This window comes from Natronosalvus rutilus, from assembly GCF_024204665.1.
In the GTDB taxonomy this organism is placed as follows: domain Archaea; phylum Halobacteriota; class Halobacteria; order Halobacteriales; family Natrialbaceae; genus Natronosalvus; species Natronosalvus rutilus.
Map to the genome: position 1 here is coordinate 402,784 of NZ_CP100355.1, position 25,591 is coordinate 428,374.

Genomic DNA, 25,591 nt, shown 5'->3' on the forward strand with positions numbered 1-25,591 from the left:
TCTCTCACGCGACTCAGAACGAGAGCGGCGTCGCCTCCTCCCACCGAGGGAGGAACTTCTCGTGGACGTCGGCGGCGAACTCCGGATCCTTGAGGTCGATCATGCCGAACGCCTCGCCTGATCCGAGCGGATTCGGCACCTGGATCACCACCTCGACGTCGTCGATGACGTTGAACGACCCGCGGACGTCCTCGTTCGTCCGCACCGCGAAGTCCTCGCGCTCTTGCAGGGCCTCCTGGTACCGACGCCCGACGGTCGGCGAGAGGGCGTTGACCAGGCTCCGACTCATCAGGACGTTCACCGAGACGCCCCTGTCGAGGGCCGCCTCGAGGTGAGCCAGCACCTCGTCGCCGATCGTCCGGATGTCCACCTGCGGGGAGGGGTCGGCGGCGACCATCACGATGTCCCGGTCGGCCGCAGCCAGGCGTTCGAGCAGGAGGTCGATCGTCTCGTCGGGACCGACCGCGGCCGTCCAGAACTGCTCTTCGACGGGTTCGGCCGCGTCGAGTTCGTTCGCGAGATCGTCGACGATGGACTCGTACTGCTCGGCCTTCTCCTCGAGTTCGCGCTTCTTGTCGTCGAGCAGGCGGTCGAGGGCTGTCGCCGGTTCGACGGCGACGTACTTCTTGGGTCGACTAGCCGTCTGGCTTCGCACGAGATTGTACTGTTCGATGCTGTTGAGGACATCGTAGATCCGTCCCATCGGCACGTCGCTCGCGCGCGACAACTCCTTCGCCGTTGTGGGACCGGTGTTGAGCAGGGCCCGGTACGCCCGTGCCTCGTACTCCGAGAGGCCGAGGTCCCTGAGTGTGGCCATACTACTCTCTCGAGAGGCGACGTCCATAAACGCTTGGATAGTTTGACCGCACGGCGAGTTCCCCCAAAAGATCGAGAACCTACACCAGGAGGTTCGAGACGTGATCACTCAACTCCGCAGGTGTTGTCGCGGGCTCGGTCGTTCGCGACCCGCGTTCGGCGACCGCCGCTCCCTCGGGCACGTCCGAGACGCCCTGGACGCCAGGGACGACGACCTTCTCGTGATCCGCGATGCGACAGGCCGCCCGATGGAGGTCCGACCCGGCCGGCGTTCCGATCCTGATCACGAGCGAGCCCTCGAGCACGCGCGTTGCCACGCTCGCGTAGCGGGCGACCTGTACCGAAAAGCGATCGCTCGCCCCGGCGAATGCCTCGAGCGTCTCGCGAGCGACCCGTTCGTACCGATCTTCGCCCGTGATCGCCGCGAGGTCGAGCAGCGCGTCCGCGAGTTCGACGTTCGCGTCGAGCGGCCGCAGGGGGTGCTCGAGCAGCCCTGCGCCGGATCGAGGCCCGTCGACGAACGAGTCGCCGACCCGAAGCCGGTCGATCGTCGCGTCCGCGACGGCGACCGCGTCGTCCACTGTGTCGGCGCCGAGGATCGATCGCGCGTTCGTCAGCGCCTGCAGAACTCGGGCCTGGTCGGCGAGCAGTCCGCGCTCGCTCTCGACGGCCCATCCACTGTCGGCCCCGGCCGGTCGATAGTGGGTGACGACGCCATCCTCGAGCATCGCGTCTCGAAGCGTCTCGAGGGCACGTTCGGCGTACCGCCCGGCGCGCTCGTCGTCGGTGTAGGCCCGGTAGGTGCACAGGGCGTCGATCGCGAGCGCGTTCGCTCCCGCGAAGACGGTTTCGTCGACGGGGGGCTGGTCGACCGCCTCGCGGTCGCTCGCCTCGAGGACGTGGGATTCCGGGTCGCCGGGGGCCTGGCTCCCGGCGAAGGCGCCGCCGTGGGACCGGTCGTCTCCATCCTCGCCGCTTTCTGGCACCCACAGCGTCGTCGTCAGATACTCGAGCGCGCGCTCGGCCGGCTTTCGGTAGCTGTCCTCGCCCGTGTAGAGGTAGGCGTTGGCGAACGCCCGAAGGAGCGCCGCGTTCGAGTCCAGGAGCTTCTCGTGCTGGAGGCCCGACCAGTCCTGGCCCGTCGCGAAGCGGTAGAAGCCCCCCTCGTACTCGTCGAGCAGGTTCGCCGAGACGGCGTCGAAGCACCGCAACGCCATCTCCCGGTCGCGCTTGAGCGCGAACTCGAGGGCGTCCGGCAACGGGAACTTCGGTTCCTCGCCCCAGCCGCCGGCAACCTCGTCGTACTGGTCGGTGAGCTGGCCGAGCATCTGTCGTTCGACATCCGCCGTGAGCTGCCCCGCTGGCGGTTCGGTGTCCTGTAACGGCCGTGGAATCGACCCCGCCTCGGCACCCTTCGTCTCCCATACCGAGCGAACGCGCTCGAGCACCTGGCGAAGGCCGTCGTGACCGAGGTAGCCCGCGCCCGTCAGGATGGAACCGTCGGGGGCGAGAAAGACCGTCGAAGGAAAGCCGCCCATGTTGTACCGGTCGCGCACCCGCGGGTGGCGGTCGACGTCGACGCGGACGGGGACGAACCCGTCGTTGACGTTGGCCGCGAGCGTCGGCACGGCGTAGGTCTCGGCGTCCATCTCGTGACAGTGGTCACACCAGGTCGCCGTGAGCGAGAGCAAGACCGGGACGTCCCGGTCGGCCGCCTCGTCGAAGGCGTCGGCTCCCCACTCGCGCCACTCGACCCGCGTGACGTCGTCCGTTTCCATACTCGAGGGTGGCCCGTCGTGCGTGTAAGGGCTTCGAAGGCGGGTGGGCGGGTCGTTCGCGGAGAGCGAGCGAACGGAGAACGGCCAGTGAGACGAAAACGACACCGAAACGCACAACCCCCATCGGTGGCAATCCTCGAGTTGCCTTCTGTGCGAGGGTAGCCAAGCAGGCCAACGGCGGTGGGCTTAAGACCCGCTCTCGTAGGAGTCCTTGGGTTCAAATCCCAACCCTCGCATTGCTGTTGCGAGCAATCCGCGAGCAACAGCGATTGAGCAGTTGAGATTTGAATTAGAGAAGTCTCAACGCCGAGAAACGCGGGGCGACCGTCTTTGCGTAGTTCAAATCCTAACCCTCGCACCCGTCACGAGCGCTGGCGAGTGACGAGTGCGAAACGCAGGTTTGAATCGGAGAGCACGGTCCCCAGTTTCGTTGAGATCATCGTGCAGTGTCGGAGTTCGACGGTCGGACCGAATACGATCTGTAAACCCGGCAGTCGCGACATACCATTATGGAACGACCGATTGAACAACCGATCATGAGCGACCTGTCGACACCGCCGACTCCGGACGGAGGGGCCCTACTCGGCCACACGCGCGCGTTCTCCCGCGATCCGTTCGGAGCGCTTGAACGGTGGGCCGATCACGGCGACGTCGTGCGACTCGAGTTCCCGGGGGAGACGTTCTACCTGGTCTCCGATCCCGCGCTCATCGAGAGGGTTCTCCACGACGCCGACGGTCGATTCGTGATCGCGGAACAACAACGCCGGGCGTTCGCCGACGTCGAGGACCACGCCGTGACGACTGCGGTTGGCGATCGATGGCGGCGACTCCGCACGGCGCTCCAGCCGGCGTTCGCCCGGAATACGATCGATCGGTACGCCGACGGGATGGTCGAGCAAACTGTTTCACGAGTCGAGGCGTGGGACGACGGCGAGGAGATCGATCTCCATCGCGAGATGCGATACCTGACGCTCGACATCCTCGCCGAGACGCTCCTCGGCGTCGACATCGGCGGGAACGAAGACGTCGTACTGGACGCCACCGACGCGCTCGTGGATAGAGCCGACCCCAGACGACCCGCTCAACTCCTCCCGGACTGGGTTCCGACCCCGACTGACCGCCGGTTCCGACGGAAAGTGGCCGCGCTCGATTCGTACGTCGATCGGTGTCTCGCCGCCAGGCAGGAGGGGTCCCGTGGGGACGACGCCTGTTCGGTGCTACTCGACGCCCACGACCGTGGCGAGTTGACGGGAGAAGAGGTTCGTCACAATCTCGTCGCCCTGTTGCTCGCCGGCTCTGACACCTCCGCGCTCGGTCTGACCTACTGCTGGTACCTGCTGAGTACACACCCCGACGCGTACAGCGCGCTCGTTGCAGAGTACGACGAACACGTCGAGTCGAAGCGACCGACCGCCGAGTCCCGCGAACGCCTCGACGGACTTCGAAACGCCGTCTCGGAGACGCTGCGACTCTATCCGCCGACGTGGAACACCATGCGCCAGGCGGTTCGACCGGTTATGCTCGGCGGCTATCGGCTTCCGGAGGGTGCAGAACTCATGCTTTCGCAGTGGGTGCTCCACCGAGACGAACGGTTCTGGGAGTCCCCGTCGGCGTTCCGACCGTCGCGATGGGAGGATGAACGCGATCGGCCGGAATACGCCTACTTCCCGTTCAGCGGCGGCCCGCGTCACTGCATCGGCATGCATTTCGCCTGGCTGGAACTACACCTCGCACTGGCGACCATGATCGGCCGCGTCGAACTGGACGTAACTATCGACGAAACGTTGACCTTCGCTCCGACGCTCTCTCTTCGGCCCGAAGCGGAGATATCTGCGATCGTTCGACATCGATAAGGGTGCCGAGACCGAGCTATCGAAACTCCCGGCGAGACAGTCACCATTCGAACACATATCAGGAAGCCACTACGACGTGGTAGCGACGACATAACAACGACCCGAACGCCGAATGCCGTTCGTATGTGTGGCATCGTTGGTGCGTACGGTCGGGTCGACGAGGAGACGCTCTCGTTGATGCTCGAGTGGATCGAACATCGAGGACCCGACGACGAAGGACGCTACATCGACCGAGACGCAGGAGTAATGCTGGGGGCGCGACGCCTCGCCATCGTCGACCTCGAGGGCGGTTCCCAACCGAAGTGGAACGAGGACGAGACGGTGGGCGTCGTCTTCAACGGCGAAATCTACAACCACGACGAGTTACGAGGGTCCCTCCAGCAGGACGGCCACCGATTCGAAAGCCAGTCCGACACCGAGGTCCTGGTCCACCTCTGGGAGGCGTACGGCCACCGAATGGTCGACCACCTCGAGGGCATGTTCGCCTTCTCCATCTGGGACGCTGAATCGGAAACGATCTTTCTGGCTCGCGACCGGATGGGCATCAAGCCGCTGTACTACGGGCGAACGGACACGGGGTACGTCTGGGGGAGCGAACTCCCGGCGCTGCTGATCGGCGGCGTGAATCGATCCATCGACCCCGCGGCCGTCTTCAACCACTTCTCGCTCGAGTACGCGCCGGGCTCCCAGACGCTGCTTCGAGACGTCCGGAAGGTAAAGCCGGGACATACCGTAGAGATCGGCCCCGACGGCGTTCGAGAGCGCGAGTACTGGAGTTTCCTCGACGTCGAAACCGGCAGCGCGACGACGAGTTTCGCGGACGCTGCCGATCGACTGTCGACTCTGCTCGAGCGATCCGTCGAGCAGCGCCTCATGGCGGACGTCCCCGTCGGGGCGTTCCTCTCGGGTGGCCTCGACTCCTCAGCGATCGTCGGCATCGCCTCGAACCTCCGGGACGAGCCGCTCGACACCTACTCCGTCGCATTCAGCGACGAACGTTTCGACGAGAGCGCGGAGGCCCGCCTCGTCGCGGATCACTTCGGGACGAACCACCACGAGGTGCACGTCGACCTCTCCTCGATGGACGTGTTCGACGACATGATTCGCCACCTCGGCGAACCGACCGGGCACCTGCAGATGCTACCGCTCTTCTTGCTCTCTCAACGCGCCCGCGAAGACGTAAAGGTCGCCCTGGCTGGCGAGGGCGCCGACGAATTGTTCGCCGGCTACTCGCGGTACCAGCAGGCGCCCCAGTACAAGCGGAAGGTCGACTTCCTCCCGAAGTTCACCCACGACGTCGCCGGCGCCGTCGCCACGGTGGCGCCCGTCGGTTCCAAACACCTGCAGTACTACTCCTGGCTGAAGGACAACACCGAACTCGTCCTCCACAACACCTGTGGGTTCATGCCGTTCCGTCCCGAGCCGGACGATTTCCTCACGACGGGCGAAACCGCCGAGACGTCGGGCCTTCGCTCGAGCGTGAGCCAGGTGACGAGTCGGGTCGAGGATCCAACGCCCGAACAGCACATCTCGGCGTTCGAGACGAGCCAGACACTTCCGAACTTCCACCTGTTCAAGGCCGACCACACGAGCATGGCCCAGTCGCTCGAGCTCCGGGTTCCGTTCCTGTCCGCCGACATCGTGGAGTTCGCCCACTCGCTCCCGATCGAGTACAAGGCGACCGACCAGGACGTCAAGCGCGTGCTCAAACGCGCCGTCGGTGACCTGCTCCCCAGGGAGATCCTCGAGCGCGAGAAGATGGGGATGCGACCGCCCGTCGAGGACTGGTTCCGGGGGGACCACGACGCGATCGAGCGGTGGTTCGACCGCGGGCGCCTCGAGCGGACGCCGTACGTCGACGCGGACAGAGCCGCGGGGTTGCGGGATCGCCACCGTCGCGGCGAGGAATCGGTCGGGCGAACGCTCTGGCTGATCCTCACCTACGTCGCGTGGTATCACACGTTCATCGACGAGGAGACGGCCATCGTCTGACCCGAAACGGGCCCCAGGGCCCGTTCGTCACTCCTCGGCTGCTGGAAGCGTAAACGAGAACGTCGAGCCCTCGCCAGGCTCGGACTCGACCCAGAGGCGCCCGCCGTGGCGTTCGACGATCCGTTGACAGAGCGCGAGGCCGATCCCCGTTCCGGCCTGTTCGTCGCGGCTGTGGAGGCGCTGGAACACCTCGAAGACCAGATCCTGGTCCTCGGGATCGATGCCGATTCCCTCGTCACGAACGGAGATCAGCCATCGCTGGCCGCGTCGATCGGCCGTCACTCGAATGCTCGGGGGTTCGTCACCACTGTAGGCGATCGCGTTCGTGAGGAGATTCTGGAACACCTGTCGTAACTGGCTGGCGTCGCCCTCGACGCGGGGCAGCGAGCCGACCGCGATCTCGGCGCCGCTCTCCTCGATCTGGAGCTGGAGATCCTCGATCACGTCGTCGACGACGTCGTCCAGGTCGACCGGTTCGAGCGGGTCGCCCTGCGTATCCACCCGGGAGTACTGAAGGAGGCCGTCGATCATCTCGCGCATGCGGTCGGCGCCGTCGACGGCGTACTCGAGGAACTCCTCGCCGTCCTCGTCGAGGTCGTCGCCGTAGCGCCGTTCGATCAGCTGGAGGTAACTCGAGACCATCCGCAGGGGCTCCTGGAGGTCGTGGCTGGCGGCGTAGGCGAACTGCTCGAGGCGTTCGTTCGAAGCCTCGAGTTTTCGCTGGCGCTCGACCTGTTCGGTGACGTCCTGGGCGATGGTCATTCCGCCGAACACTGTGCCGTCGTCGTCGGTGAGCGGAACGACGCGAATAATCCACTCCCGGTGGGCGTACTCTACTTCGACCGTTCGTGTCTCGCCCTCGAGGGCGTCCCGGAACGCCGACTCGAGCGTCTCGCCGACTTCGTCCGGCCACGCTTCCCTGACGAACTGTCCCTCGAGGTCGCTCGAGGAGACGGGCAGATCGTCGAAGGCCAGTCCTGCAGCGAGCGTGTACCGGAGGTCGTCGTCGAACATCGTGACGATCCCGTTCGGAAAGTTCTCGGCGAGGGTGCGGTGGCGCTGTTCGGACTTCCTGAGCCGTCGTTCGTGTCGCTTCCGTTCGGTGACGTCTCGATCGGAGACGATGATCGAGACGACGTCGCCGTCGTCGTCCGTCACCGGTCTGAAGGTCCCGTTGAGGGTGTATCGCTCGCCATCTGGCCGGGTGAGGTCGGCCTCGAATTCGACGTACTCGCCCGCTGCGGCGCGTTCGGTCCATTCCTTTACGTCGGCCCGGACGTCGTCTCCCTCGCCCCACCACGGCGTCTCCCAGAATATCTCGCCCGTCACGTCGTCGAGGTCGGCGTCGATGTACTCCATCGCCGTCTGGTTGATGTCCATCACCGTCCCGTCCGGCTCGAGCAGCCCGACCAGGATGTTGGGGTCCTCGAAGACCGCCTGGAATCGCCGCTGCGTCCGCGTGTTTTCGATCGCCGTTGCAAGCACGTTGGCGACGCTCTGGACGAAGGTCGCGTCGTGCTCGGTGAACTCGCGTGCTTCGGTCGTGTGGACGCCCAGGATACCCCACGGGTCGTCCACCGACCCGATGATGACGCTCACGCCGCTTCGGACGCCGTGATCGGTTAGCAGGTCGGGCCCGGAGAACCGCTCCTCCGTGCGAAGGTCGTCGACCACGACCGGCTCTTCCGTCAGGAGGGTGAAGCCGGCCTGTGAGTCCTGGTCGGTCGGCACCGTCGCGGTTCCTACCAGCCCGTCGTCCCAGCCGACACCCTGTCGAAGGAAGACCGCCTCTTCGTCAGGAAGCAACTCGAGGACCTTGGCGTAGTCGGCGTCGAGCGTCTCGACGACCGTCACCGTCGTGTCGTGGATTAGCTGATCGAGGTCGTCAGTCTCGAGCCCCTGTTGGCCGAGTTCGGCGATGGTTTCCTGTTGGCGGGTGTAGGCGGCAAGTGCCGGATCTGCGTCTCCGTACGGAGATGGCGGCATTCACCCTAGAGACCGCCGCGAAGCGTAAAAATACTTGCATCAACGACAGAACCTGTCAGTTTCGGGCACCGGGAGGCGAACCGCTGGATCGGAAATCGAGACCGCAGCCGGAACCTGCAGGGGCTACGGTTTCACGGCCTCCGTGTCTATCTCCACACCGAAACGAGTCGAGACGCCATGGCCGACCGAAACAGGGGATCAAAGCGGACGGCGAGCGCGAATCGAATCCGTGACAACCGACTCGCTGTCGCCGTCGTGGGGATCGCGCTCGCCGTCGTCGTCGCGAGCTGGCTGCTCGACCAGGTCGGCGTGTTCGATCTCACCGACCTTCGACCGCCAGGACTCGAGGACTTCCCGCTGCTCGTCGTGTTCGGCGGCATCATCGTCGTGATAGTCGTCTGGAGCCTCTGGCGGCTCGGATCAATACTCGAGCTCAGGTGACCGCCCGGGGGCGATTCGACGGCTCTTTCTGCACTCCTGACCGTACCTCGAGTATGTCCCGTCTCGACATCCGACGGGCGACGGGCGCGGACGCCCCCGCCATCGCGCGGCTCTATCGGCAGGCCTACGCGAGCGCCGCCCAGCTCGGCTACCCCTCGCGAATGACCGAGATCGACGCCGAAACCGTCGCGGAGTGGCTCGAGCGCGAGGCCGTGACGCTGGTCGCGAGCGCCGACGGCGCGGGAGTCGCCATCGATGACGTTCAAACCGCTACTGACGAAGACGAGTTCGTCGGCACCGTCCGTCTCCTCGAGGAGCGCGACGAACCGTACCTCGAGCGGCTGGCGGTCCACCCCGACTGGCAGGGCGAAGGGGTGGCGACCACGCTCGTCGACCGCGTCGAGGAACTCGCACGCGGGCGCGAGTACGACTGCGTCCAGTTGACGACGTTCGACGAACACCCGTTCCTCCTGAAGTGGTACCGCGAACGCGGATACGAGCCAACCGAGTATCACGAGTCTTCGCGTCACGACTACGCGTTCGTCTCGATGGAAAAGTCCCTCGAGTGAGTGCTTGCGGGCCACCCGTTTTGGAACCGGCCCTACTGGCCGGTCCGAAAGGAGAGGTCGAGCGACGGCGCGGAGTGCGTCAGCGACCCCATCGAAATCACGTCGACGCCCGTCGTCGCATACGCGGGCACGGTCTCGAGGGTGATCCCGCCGCTCGCTTCGGTTAGCACGCGGTCGGCACCTGTACTGTCACGGCTAGCTCGGAACTCGCCGTCCTCGAGCGCCGCCAGCGCCTCCTCGACGGTTTCGGGTGCCATGTTATCGAGCAAGACGATGTCGGCCCCAGCCTCGGCTGCCCGAACCGCCTGGGCAGGTGACTCGACCTCCACCTCGATCTGCGTGGCGAAGGAGACGCGCTCGCGGAAGTGGGAGACGGCCGCCTCGAGCCCCATCTCGGCGACGTGGTTGTCCTTGACCATGACCATGTGCGAGAGGTCGAGGCGGTGGGTGTCGCCCCCGCCGGCGACGACAGCGCGTTTCTCGAGCCCACGGAAGCCGGGCGTCGTCTTCCGGGTCGCCGCGACCCGAACGTGCTCGGATTCCTGGCGAGCGGCGGCGACGGCCCCGGCCGTTCGGGTGGCGATTCCCGAGGCGTGACCGGCGAGGTTGATGGCGACTCGCTCGCCGCGCAACACGTCCCGTGCCGAGCCCTCGACGCGGAGAACGACGTCGCCGACGTCGACCTCGGTGCCGTCCTCGAGAGCCTCGAGGACGTCGACGTCGAGGTACTCGAACACGGCGCACGCGGCCTCGAGCCCCGCGACGGTCCCCTTCTCCTTGGTGACGAGACGACCGGTCGTCTCGCCCGGAACGTCGTTCGTCACGTCGTGGTGGCCGAGGTCCTCGCGGAGCCAGCGTTCGATCTGCAGGTCGGAGATCATGCGAGTGTCGTTCGCGGCTGCGCGTTCCTGGCGAATAAATGCGCCCGTTTTCGGCGGGTCGGCAGTCTCGTCGACAGGTCGAGGATTGGCGATTCCATCACTATCTCAGAGCCGACGACCCCGTCGACAACTCGAGAACCCTGACGTTCAGGGTAGGGAAACAGTTACGTCCATTACCGCCCAGTCTCTGTCATGATAGACGCGCTCCTCGGTTCGCTCGCCGCGCTGTTCGAGGAGGTCCCCGCCTGGCAGGCGACCCTCCTGCTCGTCGGCATCTCGTTCGGGATCGCCGCCCTCCTCGAGGTCGTGATCCTCCGGACGCTCCTTCGGTACACCAGTCGAACGAAGACCCAGTACGACAACATCCTCGTCCAGGAACTCCGGGCACCGGTCGTCCTGACGGCCGCGATGGCGGGCGTTTACGTGCTCACGCAGATCCCGTCGGTCACTGAGAACGTCCTGCTCACGACGGCACAACTCGACACGTTCTTCGGGAAGCCGTCGCTGTCCGTCATCGTCGTCGCCTGGGCGCTGGCCTCGAATCGCCTCGTCAACCGGTTCGTCGAGGAGGTCAAGGACAAGGGCTCGCGATTCGACTTCGCGCCGGTCTTCTCGAACGTCTGGACGCTGATCGTGTTCGTTGGCACCATCGGCATCCTGCTGTCGCTGTGGGAGTACAGCATCTCGCCGCTGCTCGGTGCAGCGGGCGTCGCTGGCATCGCCGTCGGGTTCGCCGCCCGGGACACCGTCGCCAACTTCTTCGGCGGGATCGCGCTGTACTTCGACGACACGTACAAGCTCGGCGATTACATCGAACTGGATACCGGCGAGGCCGGCACCGTCGTCAAAGTCGGCGTCAGGTCGACGACGCTGATGATGCGCGACGAGGTGCTGGTCACGGTGCCGAACGCGGCGCTGAACGCCGCGAAGGTTATCAACCAGTCGGCCCCCAGCCGTCGGCGACGGCTCAAAGTCCCGATCGGCGTCGCCTACGGGACGGACATTGACGCGTTCGAGGAACTCGTCCTGGAACTGGCGGACGAGGAACCGCTCGTCCTCGAGTCGCCGAAACCGCGGATGCGATTTCGATCGTTCGGCGATTCGGCGCTCGAGTACGAACTCCTGTGCTGGGTGGCGTCACCGACTCGCGCCAACAAGGCCCGACACAAACTCAATCGAGCGATGTACAAGGCGCTGACCGCGGCGGAGATCGAGATTCCGTTCCCCCAGCGCGATGTCACCGTCCACACGGCCGCCGTTCCAGACGACGGCGACGTGCCGGAGCCATCGTCGGCCGCGAGCGGCTCCAGGGCGGTCGCTTCGGAACGGTAGGCGTCGGACTCGAGGCAGAGATTTTCGAGAACGCGTCGACTACCGTGCGAGCGGTGCGTCGTCGACGACGTAGTGACACCCCGCCGACTCGGGATTCTCCCGGGCCGCACGGGCGATCAGGAGCGCGGTCACGCTCGCGTTCCGGAGTTCGTACAGGTCTCGTGCCGTGCGCGTCCGGACGTAGGCGTCGACCTCGCCCTTGAGCCGCCGGAGGACGCCGGCGGCGCGGGCGACGTCCTCGAGGTCGCGCTCGAGGCCCAGGTACTCGTCCATCGTCCGCTGTAGGCGGGCGAACTTCTCGGCGGCGAACCGTGGCGGGAGGTCGGGGTCGCTGTTGCGGAGGGTCGGTGCCTCGACGGTTTCCGGTTCGGCGTCAACGTCGAGCCCCGCCGCGTGCTCGCCCGCCCGGAGCCCCCAGACCAGTCCCTCGAGCAGGCTGGTGCTCGCCAGTCGATTCGCGCCGTGGACGCCCGTTCTGGCGCACTCGCCGGCGGCGTAGAGGCGCTCGAGCGACGTTCGCCCGCGGTCGTCGACGTCGATCCCGCCGCAGAGGAAGTGTTCGCAGGGGGCGACGGGAATCTCGTGGGCCTCGATGCCGCGGTCGCGACACGCCGCGGCGAGTGCGGGGAACTCGGATTCGAACGCGATCGGACCCACGTCCAGGAAGACCTCGCCCGTGGCCTCGCGTTCGGTGGCGATGGCGCGGGCGACGACGTCTCGTGGCGCGAGTTCGGCGTCGGGGTGGTAGTCGGGCATGAACCGCTCGCCGTCGCCGTTTCGCAACAGTGCGCCCTCGCCGCGGAGGGCTTCAGAGAGGAGGAACGGCTCCCCACTTCCCGCGTACGCCGTCGGGTGAAACTGGACGTACTCGAGGTCGTCGACGTCGGCCCCCGCGAGGGCGGCCATCGCGATGCCGTCGCCGGTCGCCCCCTCGGGGTTCGTCGAGCGGGCGTACAGCGAGCCGATGCCGCCGGTGGCGAGGATCGTGGTGCCGGCGTAGACCGGGTGGCCCTCGGGGTCGCTGTCGGTGACGACGCCGTGGACCCGCCCCTCGTGGGTGAGCAGCTCGAGGGCGGCGGTGTCGTCCCGGACCTCGATGCGCTCGTGGTCGTCGACGTACTGCAGGAACGGCCGGAGGATGTGCGTTCCCGTCGCGGCGTCGACGTGCAGGATCCGCTCCTCGGAGTGAGCGGCCTCGCGAGCGTAGTCGAACGCGCCGTCGCCCGTCGAGTCGAAGCCAATCTCCAGGGTCTCGAGCAGCACGTCCTCGACCGCGGCGTCGGCGTTTTCGACCAGCACGTCGACCGCGTCGGGATCGGCGGTGCCGTCGCTGGTCTCGAGAATATCGGCTTTCAGTGCCCGGGGGTCGCCGCGCGTCGTCGAGATACCGCCCTGGGCCCGGTCGGTGCTGGCCTCGTCGGGACGGGCGGCCTTGGTCACGAGAAAAACGTCGGCACCCTCCCGTGCTGCGGAGAGGGCGGCCGCACAGCCTGCGATACCGCTGCCGACGACGAGGACGTCCGCGGCGTCCGGTGTCCCTGGTTCGTCACCCATCGCTCACACCTCGAGCATCCGATCGAGGGCAACCTTCGCCAGGTCCTTCTCTTCGGGGGCCACCTCGATGACGTTGCGCTCGCGGCCCTCGACGAGTTCCTCGAGGACCCACGCGAGGTAGTTGGGGTCGATCTGGCGCATGGCGTTGCAGTCCATGCAGGCCTCGCCACACAGCGGGACGACGTTTACCTCGGGGTGCCAGCGCTGGAGGTGGTTCGTCAGGTGGATTTCGGTCCCGATGGCCCAGGTGTCGCCGGGGTCGGCCGCTTCGACCGTCCGGCAGATTTCCGCCGTGGAGCCCGCTTTGTCGGCTGCCTCGACGACCTCGCGGCGACACTCGGGGTGGACGATCACGTTCGCATCCGGGTACTCTGTGCGAACGTGCTCGATGTGCTCGACCCGGAAGCGCTCGTGCACCTGGCAGTAGCCCTCCCAGAGGATGACGTCGCTCTCGGCGACCTCGGCCGGATCCTTCCCCTCAGGATCCCAGGGGTCCCACTCGGCGATCCGGTCTTCCATTCCTAGCCTGTGGGTCGTGTTCTCCCCAAGGTGCTTGTCCGGCAGGAAGAGCACCTTGTCGCCGCGCTCGAACGCCCACTCGAAGGCGCGGTGGGCGTTCGAGGATGTGCAGACGAGGCCGCCCTGGTCGGCGCAGAACGCCTTCAGGTCGGCGTAGGAGTTCATGTACGTGATCGGCACGATGTCGGCGTCGGGCGCGGCCGCGGTGATCTCCGCCCAGGCGGCGTCGACCTGGAGGGCTTCTGCCATCCCGGCCATCGGGCACGACGCTTCCATGCTCGGTAGGATGACAGTCTGGTCGTCGTCGGTAATGATGTCCGCGCTCTCGGCCATGAAGGTGACGCCGCCGAAGACGACGTACTTCGCGTCGCTCCCGGCGGCCTCGACCGATAGCTGGTAGGAATCGCCGACGAAATCGGCGTGTTCGACGATCTCTCGACGCTGGTAGTTGTGCCCGAGAACGACCACGTCGTCACCCAGTTCCTCGAGCGCCGCCTCGATCCGTGCCGTTCGCTCGTCGGCTTCGAGGTCGCGATACCTCGGTGGTAATTGCTCGAGGTTGTCGTACTTGAACAGGCTAAGTTCGGTATCGAGATCCGCCGCATCTAGTGTAACCATAGTCGTCTCTCGTATCTATATAGAGCTCATACCCAAGTATTGAAAATATTTTTCCTTCAAACCGGTCGGATGCAGACCGGCAGACCGATGTTTCGATAGCGTTCGCCACCCCCGGCGACTGATCAGGCGTCGACCGGACACGAGGGCACTGCGCCTATTTCCCTGGCTCACCAACACCCGCCATGGAACTCGAGGATCACTTCAGAGGGATCACCCGTCGCGACTGGGAGCAAGAATCGGTCGACGGTACGGTCAGGATCGCTATCGTCGGCGTGGGCGGGTTCGCGCGCAACCGAGCCCTCCCGGGAATCGAGGCTGGCGAGTACTGCGAGACGACTGTCCTGGTCACGAGTTCGCCGGAGACGGTGGCGACGGAACCGATCGCCGCCGACGTCGACCACTGCATCGACTACGACGCTTTCAAGTCGGGCGACTACGCTGACGCCTACGACGCCGTCTACGTCTCGACGCCCAACGCACTCCACGGCGAGTACGCCGTCCGGGCGCCGAGCAGGGCGCTCACGTCATCTGCGAGAAACCGCTCGAGACGAGCGTCGAGCGCGCCCAGGAGGTCGTCGACGCCTGCGAGAACGTCGGCGTGACGCTCATGACCGCCTACCGTCACCAGACCGAGCCGATCGTTCGCCGTGCTCGAGAAGTCGTCGCCAACGGGGTGGTCGGCGACGTCGTCCAGATTCACGCCAGCTTCTCTCACCCGCTGCTCGAGGAAGCCGAGCCCGACACCTGGCGTCTCGACCCGGACCTGGCTGGCGGCGGCGCACTCGTCGATCTGGGCATCTATCCGCTGAACAGCATCCGGTTCCTGCTCGAGTGCGAACCCGTCTGCGTCTACGCGAACACCTACACCGAGCCCCCGTTCGAGCCCGTCGACCGGGACGTGGCCTTCCAGCTCGAGTTGCAGACCGGCGCGACGGCCTCCTGTAGCGCCAGCTACGACGCCCACGCGAGCAGTCAACTGAAACTGGTCGGCACGGACGGAATGGTCCTGGTTTCCTCGCCGTTCGGCGGCGTCGTCCCCCACGAGATTCGCGTCGAGTACGACGACGTGTGCATGGAGTACACCGGCGAACCCACCGACGAGGTTCGCGAGGAGTTCGATTACTTCGGCTACTGCGTGCTCACCGGGACGACGCCCGAACCCGACGGCCAGGACGGCGTGGCCGACCTCGCGGTGGTCGAGGCGGCCTACGAGTCCGTGGACGAGCGGTGTGAGGTTCCGGTCGACGTCGATCGGTCGTGAATCCGTCACTCGAGCGCACGTACGACTGCGATCGTGAGCGAAGCTCAGCCGCTCACTGACCATGTCGCGTCGACGCTCAGGCTCGAGTCGCCGAACGAAGCCGGCACGGGCCGTCGACGATCCGCAGTCAGCGGTTTCGAAGTCGTGTGAGTACCCCGCTGGTCTCGGTCGTTCCGTCCTCGGCCGACTCCGCCCTTGAGTCGCCCCCCTCGCTCTCGACGGAAGATTCGTCGGTGCGACTAGGAGTTCGGCGCCGAATCCAGGTTCGCGAACCACCAGTGAGTCGCCCGATCCAGGTTCGCGGGCCCCCGACCCGTCGTAGGAGGAGATTCGGCGCAAAGAGTGCGGCGAGTCCGCAGACGAACACGAAGCCGCCGAACAGGTATCGCCCGTCGGTGACGAAGATAGCGCCGGCGACGAACATCGGTCCGGAGAGCGAGAGGCCGAGGCCGACCTGCAGCATCCACAGGATGCCCGGGTTTTTCATCGCTCGAACGTTCGAGTCGAAGGTTCTTGATCCTCTCGGCCCGCCGTCGAGGACGTCGGTGGAACTACAACGAATCGCCTCCAACGACGAACCGTTCACATCGACGAATCGCCCACAACGGCGAATCGGGCACAGGAGGTGCCAGGGGTTCGTCGGACCTCGGCATCCAACCGACACGTTATCGTCCACATGCCCTCGAGCCACCCACCCACGCCGACGCCGGTCGAGCGCTACTACGATGCTCTCGACCACCACGAGTACGACGCCCTCGAGTCGATCCTGAGCCAATCGTTCGTCCAGGGGCGGCCCGACCGTCGATTCGAGGGGCGGGACGCCTTCGTTCGGTTCATGCGCGAGGAGCGACCGAGCCCTGGCACCGCGCACGTCATCGACGACAGTACCGGCGACGGGAACACCGTCGTGGCCGAGGGACGCGTGCTCGAGGACGAGGGCGACGGCGACGCGCTGTTCGCGTTCGTCGACACGTTCACGATCGAGAACGGGTCGATCGTCCACCTCGAGACGCGGCTTCGGTGACGCGGTGCGGTCGGTCGCTCGTCGAATCTGTCCTGCTCGCCTCTCGAGGTGCTGACTCCGAGACGCCCCCTCCAACGCGCTCACTCCGAGAGACTCACTCGTAGGTCGGCACGCGCGCGGATCGTTCCGATCCCTCCACGAACGGGAGCGCCGTCGATGTCGCGTCTACTTCCTCGCCGTCCACCCGAACCGAGAGGTCGGGGTCCTCGAGGTCGTATTCGACGAGCGCGAGTGCGATTGGCTCCTCGAGCACGGGGCTGACCCCGGCTCGGGTGATCTCGCCGACGGTGGCGTCGCCGTCGAAGACGGTCGCCCCCGCTGTCGGCAGGGCGTCGGTCGGCGATTCGGGCTCGGGTCCGGAATCGACGTCGCCCTCGAGAACCAACCCGATCAACTTGCGACTCGGCTGTCCCCGGTTCTCGACCCGGGAGACGACCTCCTGGCCGACGTAACACCCCTTCTCGAAGTCCAGCGCCAGGTCCAGGCCGAGCACGTTCGGAATCGTCCCCTCGAGTTCCGACTCGAACAGCGGAGTGCCGGCCTCGAGCGTGAGGGTGTCCCAGGTCCGGTAGCCGAACGGGGCCGCGTTGAGCCCCTGGATCGAGAGGATCTCGTAGACGTCGGACGCGACGTCGGCGCCGCAGACGACCTCGTAGCTCTCCTCTCCCGCGAGGTCGTCGGTTCGCACGACGCTCACCCCGGCGTCGCCCATCGAGCCTCGGACGAACGTAAACCGGTCCTCGGGGGCGGCAGCCCCGTTGAGCACGCTCGCGATCTTTTCGGTCGCATTCGGGCCGTGAACCCCAAAGATGGCGAACTCGTCGGTTGCGTCTCGGATTTCGACGTCCTGAATGAACACCTTCTCGGACCAGTCGGCCGCGATGTCCGCGGCGTGGCCGGGCGGCGTAACGAGGAGCAGGCGCTCGCCCGCGTTGTAGACGTAGAGGTCGGACTCGATCCGGCCCTGGGGGTCGAGCAACAGGGCGTAGCACCCCTCGCCGTCGGCGCCCGGGACCCGGTTCGAGACGACGTTGTCGACGTACTCGAGGCGGTCGTCGCCCTCGACGACGATCACGCCGGAGGCGGTCTCGATCAGCCCGACGCCGTTCCTGACGGCACGGTGGGCGCGTTCGGGTCGCCCGTAGTGGTCGACGACCTGGCGCCCGCCGCGCTCGGTGAACGTCGCGCCGTGGTCTTCGTGGATCGACTCGATGACGCTCGCGTGCATACCGGTACGAGGCGGCGCGGCCCTACGGCCGTTTCGGTCTCGGACGCACTCGAGGGGCGAATGGTCGGTGCTAGCGTGGCACGAAAAGTTTCAACAGGTCAGCCTCGAGATACCAGCAAAATGGTCGAGAGAGATGCCGTTCGCCGGAGCTACGACGAGTTGGCCCCGGTTTACGCAGCCAAGCGATCGGACGACGGCCCCGGGACGAGGGTCCTCAAGCGCTTCCTGGGCTCGCTCGAGGACCCCGAACGCGTTCTCGACGCAGGGTGTGGCCAGGGGACCCCAGTGCTGTCGCGGCTGGCCGAGACGACGACCGCGGTCGGGCTCGACTTCTCGCGCGAGCAGCTGGGACTGGCGACGGCGAACGCGCCAGAAGCCGGGCACGTACAAGGCGACATGACGGCACTCCCGTTCGAGCGGTCGGCGTTCGACGCGGTCGTCGCCTACTGGTCGCTGATCCACGTCCCGCTCGACGAGCACCGGGCGGTGATCGACGACTTCGCACGCGTCCTCCGTCCAGGCGGGCGACTCCTCCTGTGTGAGGGGACGAACGCCTGGACCGGCGAGAACCCGGACTGGCTCGAGAGCGGCGTCGAGATGGCCTGGGAGATCGCGGGCGCGGAGGCGACACGGGATCAGTTGCAGGAGGCGGGATTCGCGGTGCTCGAGGAGTGGGGTGTGCCGGAGGAATTCGCCGACGACGAGGAAGAAGGGAAAGACGGGGACGACAGCGAGAACGGGGACGAAGACCACCCGTGGACGTTCTTCGTCGCACGACTCGAGCGGGACTGAGCCGTCGGGTTGTCCGTCCCCTCCCTCTGAAATCCGCGATCAGCTCGACTTGAGCCCCGCGTCGTGGACCACCTCCCCGTCGACCAGCGTCATCGCAACGTCGATCTCGTCGATTTGCACCGTCTGATCCCACGGCGACGCCTCGAGAACCGTGATATCCGCCTTCTTGCCGACCTCGAGCGTCCCCAGTCGGTCCTCGTCGAACCCGGCGTAGGCCGCGCCCGCGGTGTACGCCCGCAGCGCTGCCGTCACCGAGAGCCGCTGGGCTTCGACGGGCGCGTTCACCGCGTGGTGAACCCCCAGCAGCGGATCGAGAGGCATGCAGTCCGAACCGAACGCCAGCGGGACGCCCGCCTCGAGCATCGACCGGTAGCGGTTCGACCGTTCGCGGCGCTCGACGCCGAGGCGCTGGTCGTAGAGGCCGCCCTCGCCCGCCCACTGGAGGAAGTTCGGCTGGACGGAGGCGACGATGCCCGCCTCGGCCATCCGCTCGAGGTGGTCGTCGGTCGCGAGTTCGGCGTGCTCGACGCGGTGGCGTGCCGTCTCCGTGTTGGGCGTCGCCTCGAACGCCGAAATCGTCTCTTCGATGGCTTCGTCACCGATGGCGTGGACGGTGAGCTGGTAGTCGCCCTCGTTGGCGGCTTTCGTGGCGGTTTCCTCGAGTTCGGCGGGGTCGACGACCCACTGGCCGCGGCCCGCTTCGGGGCTGTCGTCGTTGCTGTCGCCGTCGCCGTCGCCGTCACCGTGGCCGTCGCCCCCACCACCCGGCAGATCCGCGTACGGCTCGAACAGCTTCGCCGTCCGGCCGCCGAAACTCCCGTCGGTGAACGACTTGATCCCGCCCATCTCCACGAACTCACTCCCGCCGTTCGTCGCGAGGCCGGCGTCTAGGAGGCTCTCGAGGTGGTCGCTCCAGTAATCCAGTCGTACCCGGCAGGTCAGTTCGCTCGCGGCCTCGAGGTCCCGGTAGACCCGCGGGGCGTGGGACTGGCGAACCTTGTCGTGGACCCCGGTCACGCCGAGCGCGTTCGCGTGCTCGAGGGCGGCAGTGACGAGGTCGTGCGTCTCCGCGTAGTCGGGTTCGATGGCGTCCCAGACGGCCTCGGTCGCTTCCTCGACGACGACGCCGGTCGGCTCGCCGCCCTCGGTTTCGACGTCCGCAGCGGGCATCGATCCTGTCAGGCGCTCGAGCGCGACCGAGTTCAGCGACGCGGTGTGCATGTCGACGCGCATCGCGACGACGGGGCGGTCCTCGCTGACGGCGTCCAGATCTGTCGCGGTGAGATAGCGGTTCTCGGGCCACTCGCTCTCGTCGTAGCCGAACCCGAGGAGCCACTCGCGGTCGCTCGCGTCGTCGGCATGGGTCGCGAGCGCGTCGAGGGCGCCCTCGAGCGTCTCGGCAGCGGAGAGGTCGGCGTGGACGAGGTACTGGCCCAGATTCTCTACGTGCGTGTGCGCGTCGATAAAGCCCGGAAGAACGGGGCGGCCCTCGCAGTCGATCACGTCAGTTTCGACGCCCTCGAGGAAGCGGACCTCGTACTCGCGGCCGACGCGGACGATCTCGCCGTCGCGGATCGCCAGCGCCTCCGCCGGATCGGGTTCGGGTGCGTCGGGGTCGGTCCCATCTACGTCCGCCAGCGAATAGACGCGGGCGTCGACGAGCACCGTGTCGGCAGCGTCGGTCATGCTCGAGTGCGCGCGCGGAGAGGGCAAAACGGTTGGGAAAGCGGGCGACCTCGTCGCGACCAGCGAGCGGGTCAGAGGAGGTGATGGGTCACGAGTTCTGGACCGGCTATCGCACGTCGAGCGAGACCAGTTCGTTGGCGACTCGAGTCGAGCGCTCGCGGTGACGAATCAGCAACCCTTAGCACCCGCCGCCTCGATTCCCCGCACATGACCGACGCCGAAACCCTCGCCGAGCGCGTCCGGACGGGCGAGTTGCGACTGCACGAACTCGAGGAGCACGCCGACCACGATACCGCGGCCGCGGCCCGCCGGGTCTTGCTCGAGGCCGAGACCGACGCCGACCTCGAGACGGTCGGCGACTACGCCTTCGACGCCGAGGTCGCCGACTCGGCCATCGAGAACATGATCGGCGCGGCCCAGGTGCCGATGGGCGTCGCCGGCCCCGTCACCGTCGACGGCGGCGCCGCGAACGGGCAGTACCGCCTGCCGCTGGCGACGAGCGAGGGCGCGCTCCTGGCCTCGGTCAACCGCGGCCTCTCAGTGATCGAGTCGGCCGGCGGCGCGAGCGCCCGCGTGACGAAAAACGGAATGACCCGCGCTCCCGTGTTTCGCGTCGAGGGCGTCGTCCAGGCCGCCGAGACCGTCGAGTGGGTCGGCGAGAACCTCGAGGCCCTGCGCGAGGCTGCCGAGTCCACGACGAGTCACGGCGAGTTGCTCGACGTCGAGCCGTACGTCGTCGGCGATTCGGTCTTCCTGCGGTTCGCCTACGACACCAAGGACGCGATGGGGATGAACATGGCGACGATCGCGACGGGCGAGGCGTGTTCAGTCGTCGAGGAGCACACCCCCGCCTCGCTGGTCGCCCTCTCGGGGAACCTCTGTTCGGACAAGAAGCCCGCGGCGATCAACGCCGTCGAGGGCCGCGGTCGCTCGGTCACGGCCGACGTCGTCATCCCCGGCGAGGTCGTCGAGGAGCGTCTGCACACCACCGCCGACGCCATCGCGGAGGCCAACACCCGGAAGAACCTGATCGGGAGCGCCAAGGCGGGCAGCCTGGGGTTCAACGCCCACGCGGCCAACGTCGTCGGCGCGGCCTTCCTCGCGACCGGTCAGGACGAGGCCCAGGTCGTCGAGGGCGCGAACGCGATTACGACGATGGACGCCCGCCCGAGTGAGGACGAGAACGGCTCGAGCGACCTCTACGCCTCCGTCTCGCTCGCTTCCCTCGAGGTCGGCACCGTCGGCGGCGGCACGAAACTCCCGACCCAGTCGGAGGCGCTCGACGTACTGGGCCTGCGCGGGGGCGGCGATCCGGCGGGGAGCAACGCCGACGCGCTCGCGGAGGTCATCGCGGTCGGTGCGCTGGCTGGCGAACTCTCGCTCCTGGCGGCGCTGGCTTCGCGGCATCTCGCGAGCGCGCACGCGGATCTGGGTCGGTAGTCGGACGAAGCGCTTCAGTATTCGGTCGGGATTCTGTTCTCCGCTCGAGTCAGGCGTACGCCTCGAACTCCTCGCCGAAGACGAGGAAGTAACCTGTTCCAACGAGGCCGATGACGGTCGCGATGGTAAAGGCGAGGACCGGATCGCCGGCCAGGATCGTCTCCCCCGTCAGGGGATTCGACAGTCCCGCCCAGAGGAATCCTCCGAGGGCGGCGCTGGGGATGACGATCACGTTCCGCAGGAGGTAGTACGCGCCCGAGACTCGCCCCCCGGCGCCCATCTCCGCGGGGCCGACGATCAGCGCCTTGTGGGCCGGCAGACCCGCGAATCGGAGTCCGGAGAAGGCAAACAGCACCGCGAGGACCCCCGCTGTGGAGAGCGCACCGACCCCGCCCTCGGGCACCGAAATTAGCATGATCGGGAACACCGCGTAAACGAGGAAGCCAAGCGCGACCACGGGCTTGAGCCCAACGCGCTCGGCGGCTTTCGCGGCCGGAATCATCACCAGCAGGGCGACTGCCATCTCGAGGCTCAGGAGGAGACCGAAGTACGCCTGTGGGGAGAGCGAGTCGCCGACCCCGGGTACCGAAGTCGGGAGCGCGAGGCCCACCGCGAGAAAGTCGGTGACCACGAGGACGAAGAAGACGTAGACCATCCCGTTGGCGAATCGGACGAGGGTGTCGCCGACCAGCAGCGGCCGTAGCGGGTCGGGGAGGTTCCGGAGGTCCGCGAGGAGCTGGGAGACCCCCTCGAACTCCTTGCCGAAGGAGTCATCGCTCGAGTCGTACAGCCGGTGTTGTACAAGGGTCCCGAAGATTCCGAAGGCGACGGCTACGACGAGAATCACCTGGAAGGCGAAGATCACCTCGTCGCTGGCGCTGGTGAAGGGGGCGAAGACGATTGCGGCGATCAGCGGGCCGACGAGGAAGGCGGTGCGCCGGAAGCTCTCGGTGCTGGCGAATCCCGCCGCCAGCTGTGAGGGCGGGACGGCTTGCTTGACGATGGCGTAGGTGGCCCCGAGGCCGAAGGACTTCCAGGCCTGGGCGAGGATCAGTCCGAGGAAGATACCGACGATGGCGAGATTGGTGGGGCCGACGGCGACGTCGGCGAGGAGGGGCGCCGCGAGCCAGACGCCGAACCCGATGGTGGCGAGAAGGCCGAACGCGGTGAGCGCGTACCGGGAACCGATACGGTCCGAAATCGCCCCGCCGGGGTAGGGATAGACGGCGCTAATCACGTTCCCAGCGGTTCCGAAGAGTCCGACGGCGACGCCCGTCGCCCCCAGTGCGACCATGTACTCGGCCATGTAGCGACTCGTCATCTGGAAGCTCAGGCTGAACGCGAACATGGCGAGTGAGAGGACGATCACGTCCCGCTCGAGGGCGAAGAACTGGCGCCAGGCGTCGAGCGGGTCGGCCGCGTCCGCCTGCGAGTCCTCGAGGCTCATACGGTCACGGTTCTGGCTCTACCGACAAGGACATTTCCGTCCCGACGAGTCGAACGCCGCGCACGCGAGGCGTCACGCCGTCTCCCGCCCGCATCGAAAGACCGAACCAGTAAAGGCAGGCGGGCGCTTCGTCGGGCACATGACGACGACGCTCGGGACGGCGAGCGCGTCACCCGGTGAGATCGACACGGGCCGACTCGAGGTCGGCGAAACCCGAGACGGCAGCCCGTTCGGCCTCCCGGTCGCCGTGATCAACGGCGCCGAACCGGGGAAGACGCTCTACGTGCAGGCAGCCAGTGACGGCGACGAGTTGAACGGCGTCGGCGTGCTCAGCCGCGCCGTTCCACGGATCGATCCTACCGAACTGTCGGGAACCATCCTGGCCGTGGGACTGGTCAACTACCACGCCTTCCAGGTGGCCGAGCACCGAAACCCGATCGACGACACGAAGATGAACCGGACCTACCCCGGCAACGAGTCGGGCACCTCGAGCGAGCGTATCGCCCACGCCACCTTCCAGATCGCCCGCGAGGCCGACCTCATCGTGGACCTCCACCAGGGGTCGACCAGCCGCATGATCGACGAGGTGCGGGTCCGCTGTGGCCACCGCCACCGCCTCCACGAGTCGTGCCTCGAACTCGCGCGCGTGTTCGCCCTCGAATGCGGGCACATTCTCGACCAGAAGGGGCCGGAGGGACAACTCGCCCGCGCGGCGCCGAACGAGGGTATCCCGACCATCGACCCCGAACTCGGCGGAGCCGTCGGCTGGGACGAGGGCAGTATCGAGAAGGGCGTCGCGGGGCTGTTCAACGTCCTCCGGTACTACGGGTTCCTCGAGGACGAGGGCGAACTCGTCGAGCAGACGCGAGCGACCGGGTTCGACCAGTACGGGTCGCCGGTCGGCGGCCTCGTCCGCTTCGAGCCGTCGCTGGGCGAGCGCGTCGCGGCCGGCGACACCCTCTTCGAGGTGACGACGCCCTTCGGCGAGTCGAAGGCGACCGTGACGGCCGACAACGACGGCATCTTCTGGCGGAGTCGGCGCCTCCCGCAGGTCGCGACCGGCGAGTACGTCTGCTCGGTCGGGACCGACCTCGAGGTGATCTGACGTGGGTACACCAAGCGACCTCGTCTGTCCCGATTGCGGGGCCGAGTACGCCGCCGGCCCGGACGAACCCTGGCGCTGTACCTGCGGACACGGCCTCGAGTTCGCGGCTCGCCCCCACCCCGAGGGGAACCCGTTGCCGCTCTCCCAGCTCGACACCACCGAGGGGCTGTGGACGTTCTTCGAGTTCCTCCCCATCGAGAAACACGTCACGTTCCACGAGGGGTTCACCCCGCTCGTCGACGCTCCCGAGTGGGACGCCCAGTTCAAACTCGAGTACGTCTTTCCCACCGGTTCGTTCAAGGATCGCGGTGCGACGACGACCCTCTCGCGCGCGGTCGAACTCGGCGTCGAGAAGGTCGTCGAGGACTCCTCGGGCAACGCCGGGGCGGCCATCGCGACCTACGCGGCGAGAGCCGGCCTCGAGGCCGACATCTACGTCCCGGCGGACGTCAAGCAGTCGAAGCTGATGGCGATCCAGCGTGTCGACGCACGCCCTGTCCGCGTCGAAGGGAGTCGCGAGGACGTCACGGCAGCCTGTCTCGACGCCGTCGAGAGTGGTGAGGGGTGGTACGCCTCCCACGCCTGGAACCCGGCGTTCTACGCAGGGACGATGACCTTCGCGTTCGAAATCGCCGCCCAGCGCGGGTGGACCGTCCCGGACGCGCTCGTGCTCCCGATCGGCCACGGGACGCTCTTCTTGGGCGCCTACCGGGGATTCAAGTTGCTCAACGACGCCGGGATCGTCGAGTCGATGCCCCGCCTGCTGGGCGCCCAGGCGGCGGGCTACGCGCCCATCGTCGCCGCCCTCGGCGGCGACACCACCGGCGAGGACGGGGAACGAACCGACATCGCCGACGGCATCCAGATCGCCGAACCCGCCCGCGGCACCCAGATCCTCGAGGCCATCGAGGCGACCGACGGCGACGCCATCGCCCTGGGGAGCAACGTCCTGGAGACGACCCTGGATCGGCTCCACCGGAACGGCTACTACGTCGAGCCGACGTGCGCGGCGGCCCCGGCGGCCCTCCGCCGGTACCGCGAGGCGGGCGTCCTGGACGACGACGATGACGTGGTCGTCCCGCTCACGGGAAGCGGCCTGAAGACGATGTAGGCCTGGGTACCTGTGCCCTCGAGTGTCCGAGTCCCCGGGTGTCTGGGTACCTGAGGACCAGCAACTGTCGACTAGCCAGACAACGTCACGCTCGATCGTTCCCACGAGATGGGAACCGACGCGAGAGTCAGTATCGAGCGACTCCTGAGAAACGGAGA

20 protein-coding genes, 1 tRNA gene and 1 pseudogene are annotated in these 25,591 nt (G+C 67.0%); 12 read left to right on the top strand and 10 right to left on the bottom strand.

Features of this window, described 5'->3' with window-relative positions; all coding sequences use genetic code 11:
- Positions 1–13 precede the first annotated feature (13 nt).
- Both NGM29_RS02050 and NGM29_RS02055 read right to left on the bottom strand, forming a co-directional pair.
- Positions 14–817 carry a TrmB family transcriptional regulator gene (locus tag NGM29_RS02050; protein ID WP_254158598.1) on the bottom strand — a complete coding sequence of 268 codons (804 nt, stop codon included), beginning with the start codon at positions 815–817 and terminating at the stop codon, positions 14–16.
- A gap of 79 nt (positions 818–896) precedes the next feature.
- The gene (locus tag NGM29_RS02055; RefSeq protein WP_254158599.1) at positions 897–2,594 is read right to left on the bottom strand and encodes a DUF255 domain-containing protein; all 1,698 of its coding nucleotides are present in this window, start codon (positions 2,592–2,594) and stop codon (positions 897–899) included.
- A gap of 152 nt (positions 2,595–2,746) precedes the next feature.
- On the opposite strand from NGM29_RS02055, the gene NGM29_RS02060 reads away from it, so the two are divergent.
- The 3 genes from NGM29_RS02060 to asnB all read left to right on the top strand — a co-directional run bounded on the left by NGM29_RS02060 (position 2,747) and on the right by asnB (position 6,439).
- Positions 2,747–2,830: transfer RNA gene (locus tag NGM29_RS02060), tRNA-Leu, on the top strand.
- A gap of 300 nt (positions 2,831–3,130) precedes the next feature.
- Positions 3,131–4,447, top strand: a complete 1,317-nt coding sequence (locus NGM29_RS02065) for a cytochrome P450 (protein ID WP_254158600.1) — start codon at positions 3,131–3,133, stop codon at positions 4,445–4,447.
- A 123-nt stretch (positions 4,448–4,570) separates the two neighbouring features.
- Positions 4,571–6,439 carry an asparagine synthase (glutamine-hydrolyzing) gene (gene asnB, locus NGM29_RS02070; protein ID WP_254158601.1) on the top strand — a complete coding sequence of 623 codons (1,869 nt, stop codon included), beginning with the start codon at positions 4,571–4,573 and terminating at the stop codon, positions 6,437–6,439.
- 27 nt (positions 6,440–6,466) lie between these two features.
- Here asnB and NGM29_RS02075 read toward each other — a convergent pair whose 3' ends face one another.
- Entirely contained in the window at positions 6,467–8,425 is a 1,959-nt protein-coding gene (locus tag NGM29_RS02075) for an ATP-binding protein (protein WP_254158602.1), read from the bottom strand.
- Positions 8,426–8,602: 177 nt separating this feature from the next.
- Between NGM29_RS02075 and NGM29_RS02080 the strand changes: the two genes are divergently transcribed.
- Positions 8,603–8,866, top strand: a complete 264-nt coding sequence (locus NGM29_RS02080) for a hypothetical protein (protein ID WP_254158603.1) — start codon at positions 8,603–8,605, stop codon at positions 8,864–8,866.
- Positions 8,867–8,919: 53 nt separating this feature from the next.
- Positions 8,920–9,435 (top strand): GNAT family N-acetyltransferase, encoded by a 516-nt coding sequence (locus NGM29_RS02085; protein WP_254158604.1) that lies wholly within the window; start codon positions 8,920–8,922, stop codon positions 9,433–9,435.
- Between the two features lie 32 nt (positions 9,436–9,467).
- Here NGM29_RS02085 and nadC read toward each other — a convergent pair whose 3' ends face one another.
- Complete coding sequence (nadC, locus tag NGM29_RS02090) at positions 9,468–10,316, bottom strand: carboxylating nicotinate-nucleotide diphosphorylase (protein ID WP_254158605.1); 849 nt, start codon at positions 10,314–10,316, stop codon at positions 9,468–9,470.
- Between the two features lie 192 nt (positions 10,317–10,508).
- Here nadC and NGM29_RS02095 point away from each other — a divergent pair, with 192 nt between their 5' ends.
- Positions 10,509–11,648: a mechanosensitive ion channel family protein gene (locus NGM29_RS02095; protein ID WP_254158606.1), complete on the top strand. Its 1,140-nt coding sequence runs from the start codon at positions 10,509–10,511 to the stop codon at positions 11,646–11,648.
- A 39-nt stretch (positions 11,649–11,687) separates the two neighbouring features.
- Here the strand turns inward: NGM29_RS02095 and NGM29_RS02100 are convergent, their stop codons facing one another.
- Complete coding sequence (locus tag NGM29_RS02100; RefSeq protein WP_254158607.1) at positions 11,688–13,202, bottom strand: L-aspartate oxidase; 1,515 nt, start codon at positions 13,200–13,202, stop codon at positions 11,688–11,690.
- Positions 13,203–13,205: 3 nt separating this feature from the next.
- Complete coding sequence (gene nadA, locus NGM29_RS02105; protein ID WP_254158608.1) at positions 13,206–14,339, bottom strand: quinolinate synthase NadA; 1,134 nt, start codon at positions 14,337–14,339, stop codon at positions 13,206–13,208.
- Positions 14,340–14,521: 182 nt separating this feature from the next.
- On the opposite strand from nadA, the pseudogene gfo6 reads away from it, so the two are divergent.
- Positions 14,522–15,600 (top strand): annotated as a pseudogene (gfo6, locus tag NGM29_RS02110) (D-xylose 1-dehydrogenase Gfo6).
- 127 nt (positions 15,601–15,727) lie between these two features.
- Here the strand turns inward: gfo6 and NGM29_RS02115 are convergent.
- Positions 15,728–16,087, bottom strand: a complete 360-nt coding sequence (locus tag NGM29_RS02115; protein WP_254158609.1) for a hypothetical protein — start codon at positions 16,085–16,087, stop codon at positions 15,728–15,730.
- A gap of 189 nt (positions 16,088–16,276) precedes the next feature.
- On the opposite strand from NGM29_RS02115, the gene NGM29_RS02120 reads away from it, so the two are divergent.
- Positions 16,277–16,624 carry a nuclear transport factor 2 family protein gene (locus tag NGM29_RS02120; protein WP_254158610.1) on the top strand — a complete coding sequence of 116 codons (348 nt, stop codon included), beginning with the start codon at positions 16,277–16,279 and terminating at the stop codon, positions 16,622–16,624.
- Between the two features lie 94 nt (positions 16,625–16,718).
- On the opposite strand, the gene ygfZ is transcribed toward NGM29_RS02120, so the two are convergent.
- Positions 16,719–17,852, bottom strand: a complete 1,134-nt coding sequence (gene ygfZ, locus NGM29_RS02125; RefSeq protein ID WP_254158611.1) for a CAF17-like 4Fe-4S cluster assembly/insertion protein YgfZ — start codon at positions 17,850–17,852, stop codon at positions 16,719–16,721.
- 120 nt (positions 17,853–17,972) lie between these two features.
- On the opposite strand from ygfZ, the gene NGM29_RS02130 reads away from it, so the two are divergent.
- A complete protein-coding gene (locus tag NGM29_RS02130) occupies positions 17,973–18,644 on the top strand; it encodes a class I SAM-dependent methyltransferase (protein ID WP_254158612.1) in 672 nt (223 codons plus the stop codon).
- Between the two features lie 39 nt (positions 18,645–18,683).
- Here the strand turns inward: NGM29_RS02130 and NGM29_RS02135 are convergent, their stop codons facing one another.
- Positions 18,684–20,330: an amidohydrolase gene (locus tag NGM29_RS02135; RefSeq protein ID WP_254158613.1), complete on the bottom strand. Its 1,647-nt coding sequence runs from the start codon at positions 20,328–20,330 to the stop codon at positions 18,684–18,686.
- Positions 20,331–20,537: 207 nt separating this feature from the next.
- On the opposite strand from NGM29_RS02135, the gene hmgA reads away from it, so the two are divergent.
- Positions 20,538–21,770, top strand: a complete 1,233-nt coding sequence (gene hmgA / locus NGM29_RS02140; protein ID WP_254158614.1) for a hydroxymethylglutaryl-CoA reductase (NADPH) — start codon at positions 20,538–20,540, stop codon at positions 21,768–21,770.
- Between the two features lie 49 nt (positions 21,771–21,819).
- Here the strand turns inward: hmgA and NGM29_RS02145 are convergent, their stop codons facing one another.
- Entirely contained in the window at positions 21,820–23,217 is a 1,398-nt protein-coding gene (locus NGM29_RS02145; protein WP_254158615.1) for an MFS transporter, read from the bottom strand.
- A 139-nt stretch (positions 23,218–23,356) separates the two neighbouring features.
- Between NGM29_RS02145 and NGM29_RS02150 the strand changes: the two genes are divergently transcribed.
- Together NGM29_RS02150 and NGM29_RS02155 are read left to right on the top strand one after the other, a co-directional pair.
- On the top strand, positions 23,357–24,322 hold the full coding sequence (locus NGM29_RS02150) for a succinylglutamate desuccinylase/aspartoacylase family protein (protein WP_254158616.1): 966 nt from the start codon (positions 23,357–23,359) through the stop codon (positions 24,320–24,322).
- A 1-nt stretch (position 24,323) separates the two neighbouring features.
- Positions 24,324–25,433 (top strand): pyridoxal-phosphate dependent enzyme, encoded by a 1,110-nt coding sequence (locus NGM29_RS02155; RefSeq protein WP_254158617.1) that lies wholly within the window; start codon positions 24,324–24,326, stop codon positions 25,431–25,433.
- The last annotated feature ends 158 nt before the right edge of the window (positions 25,434–25,591 follow it).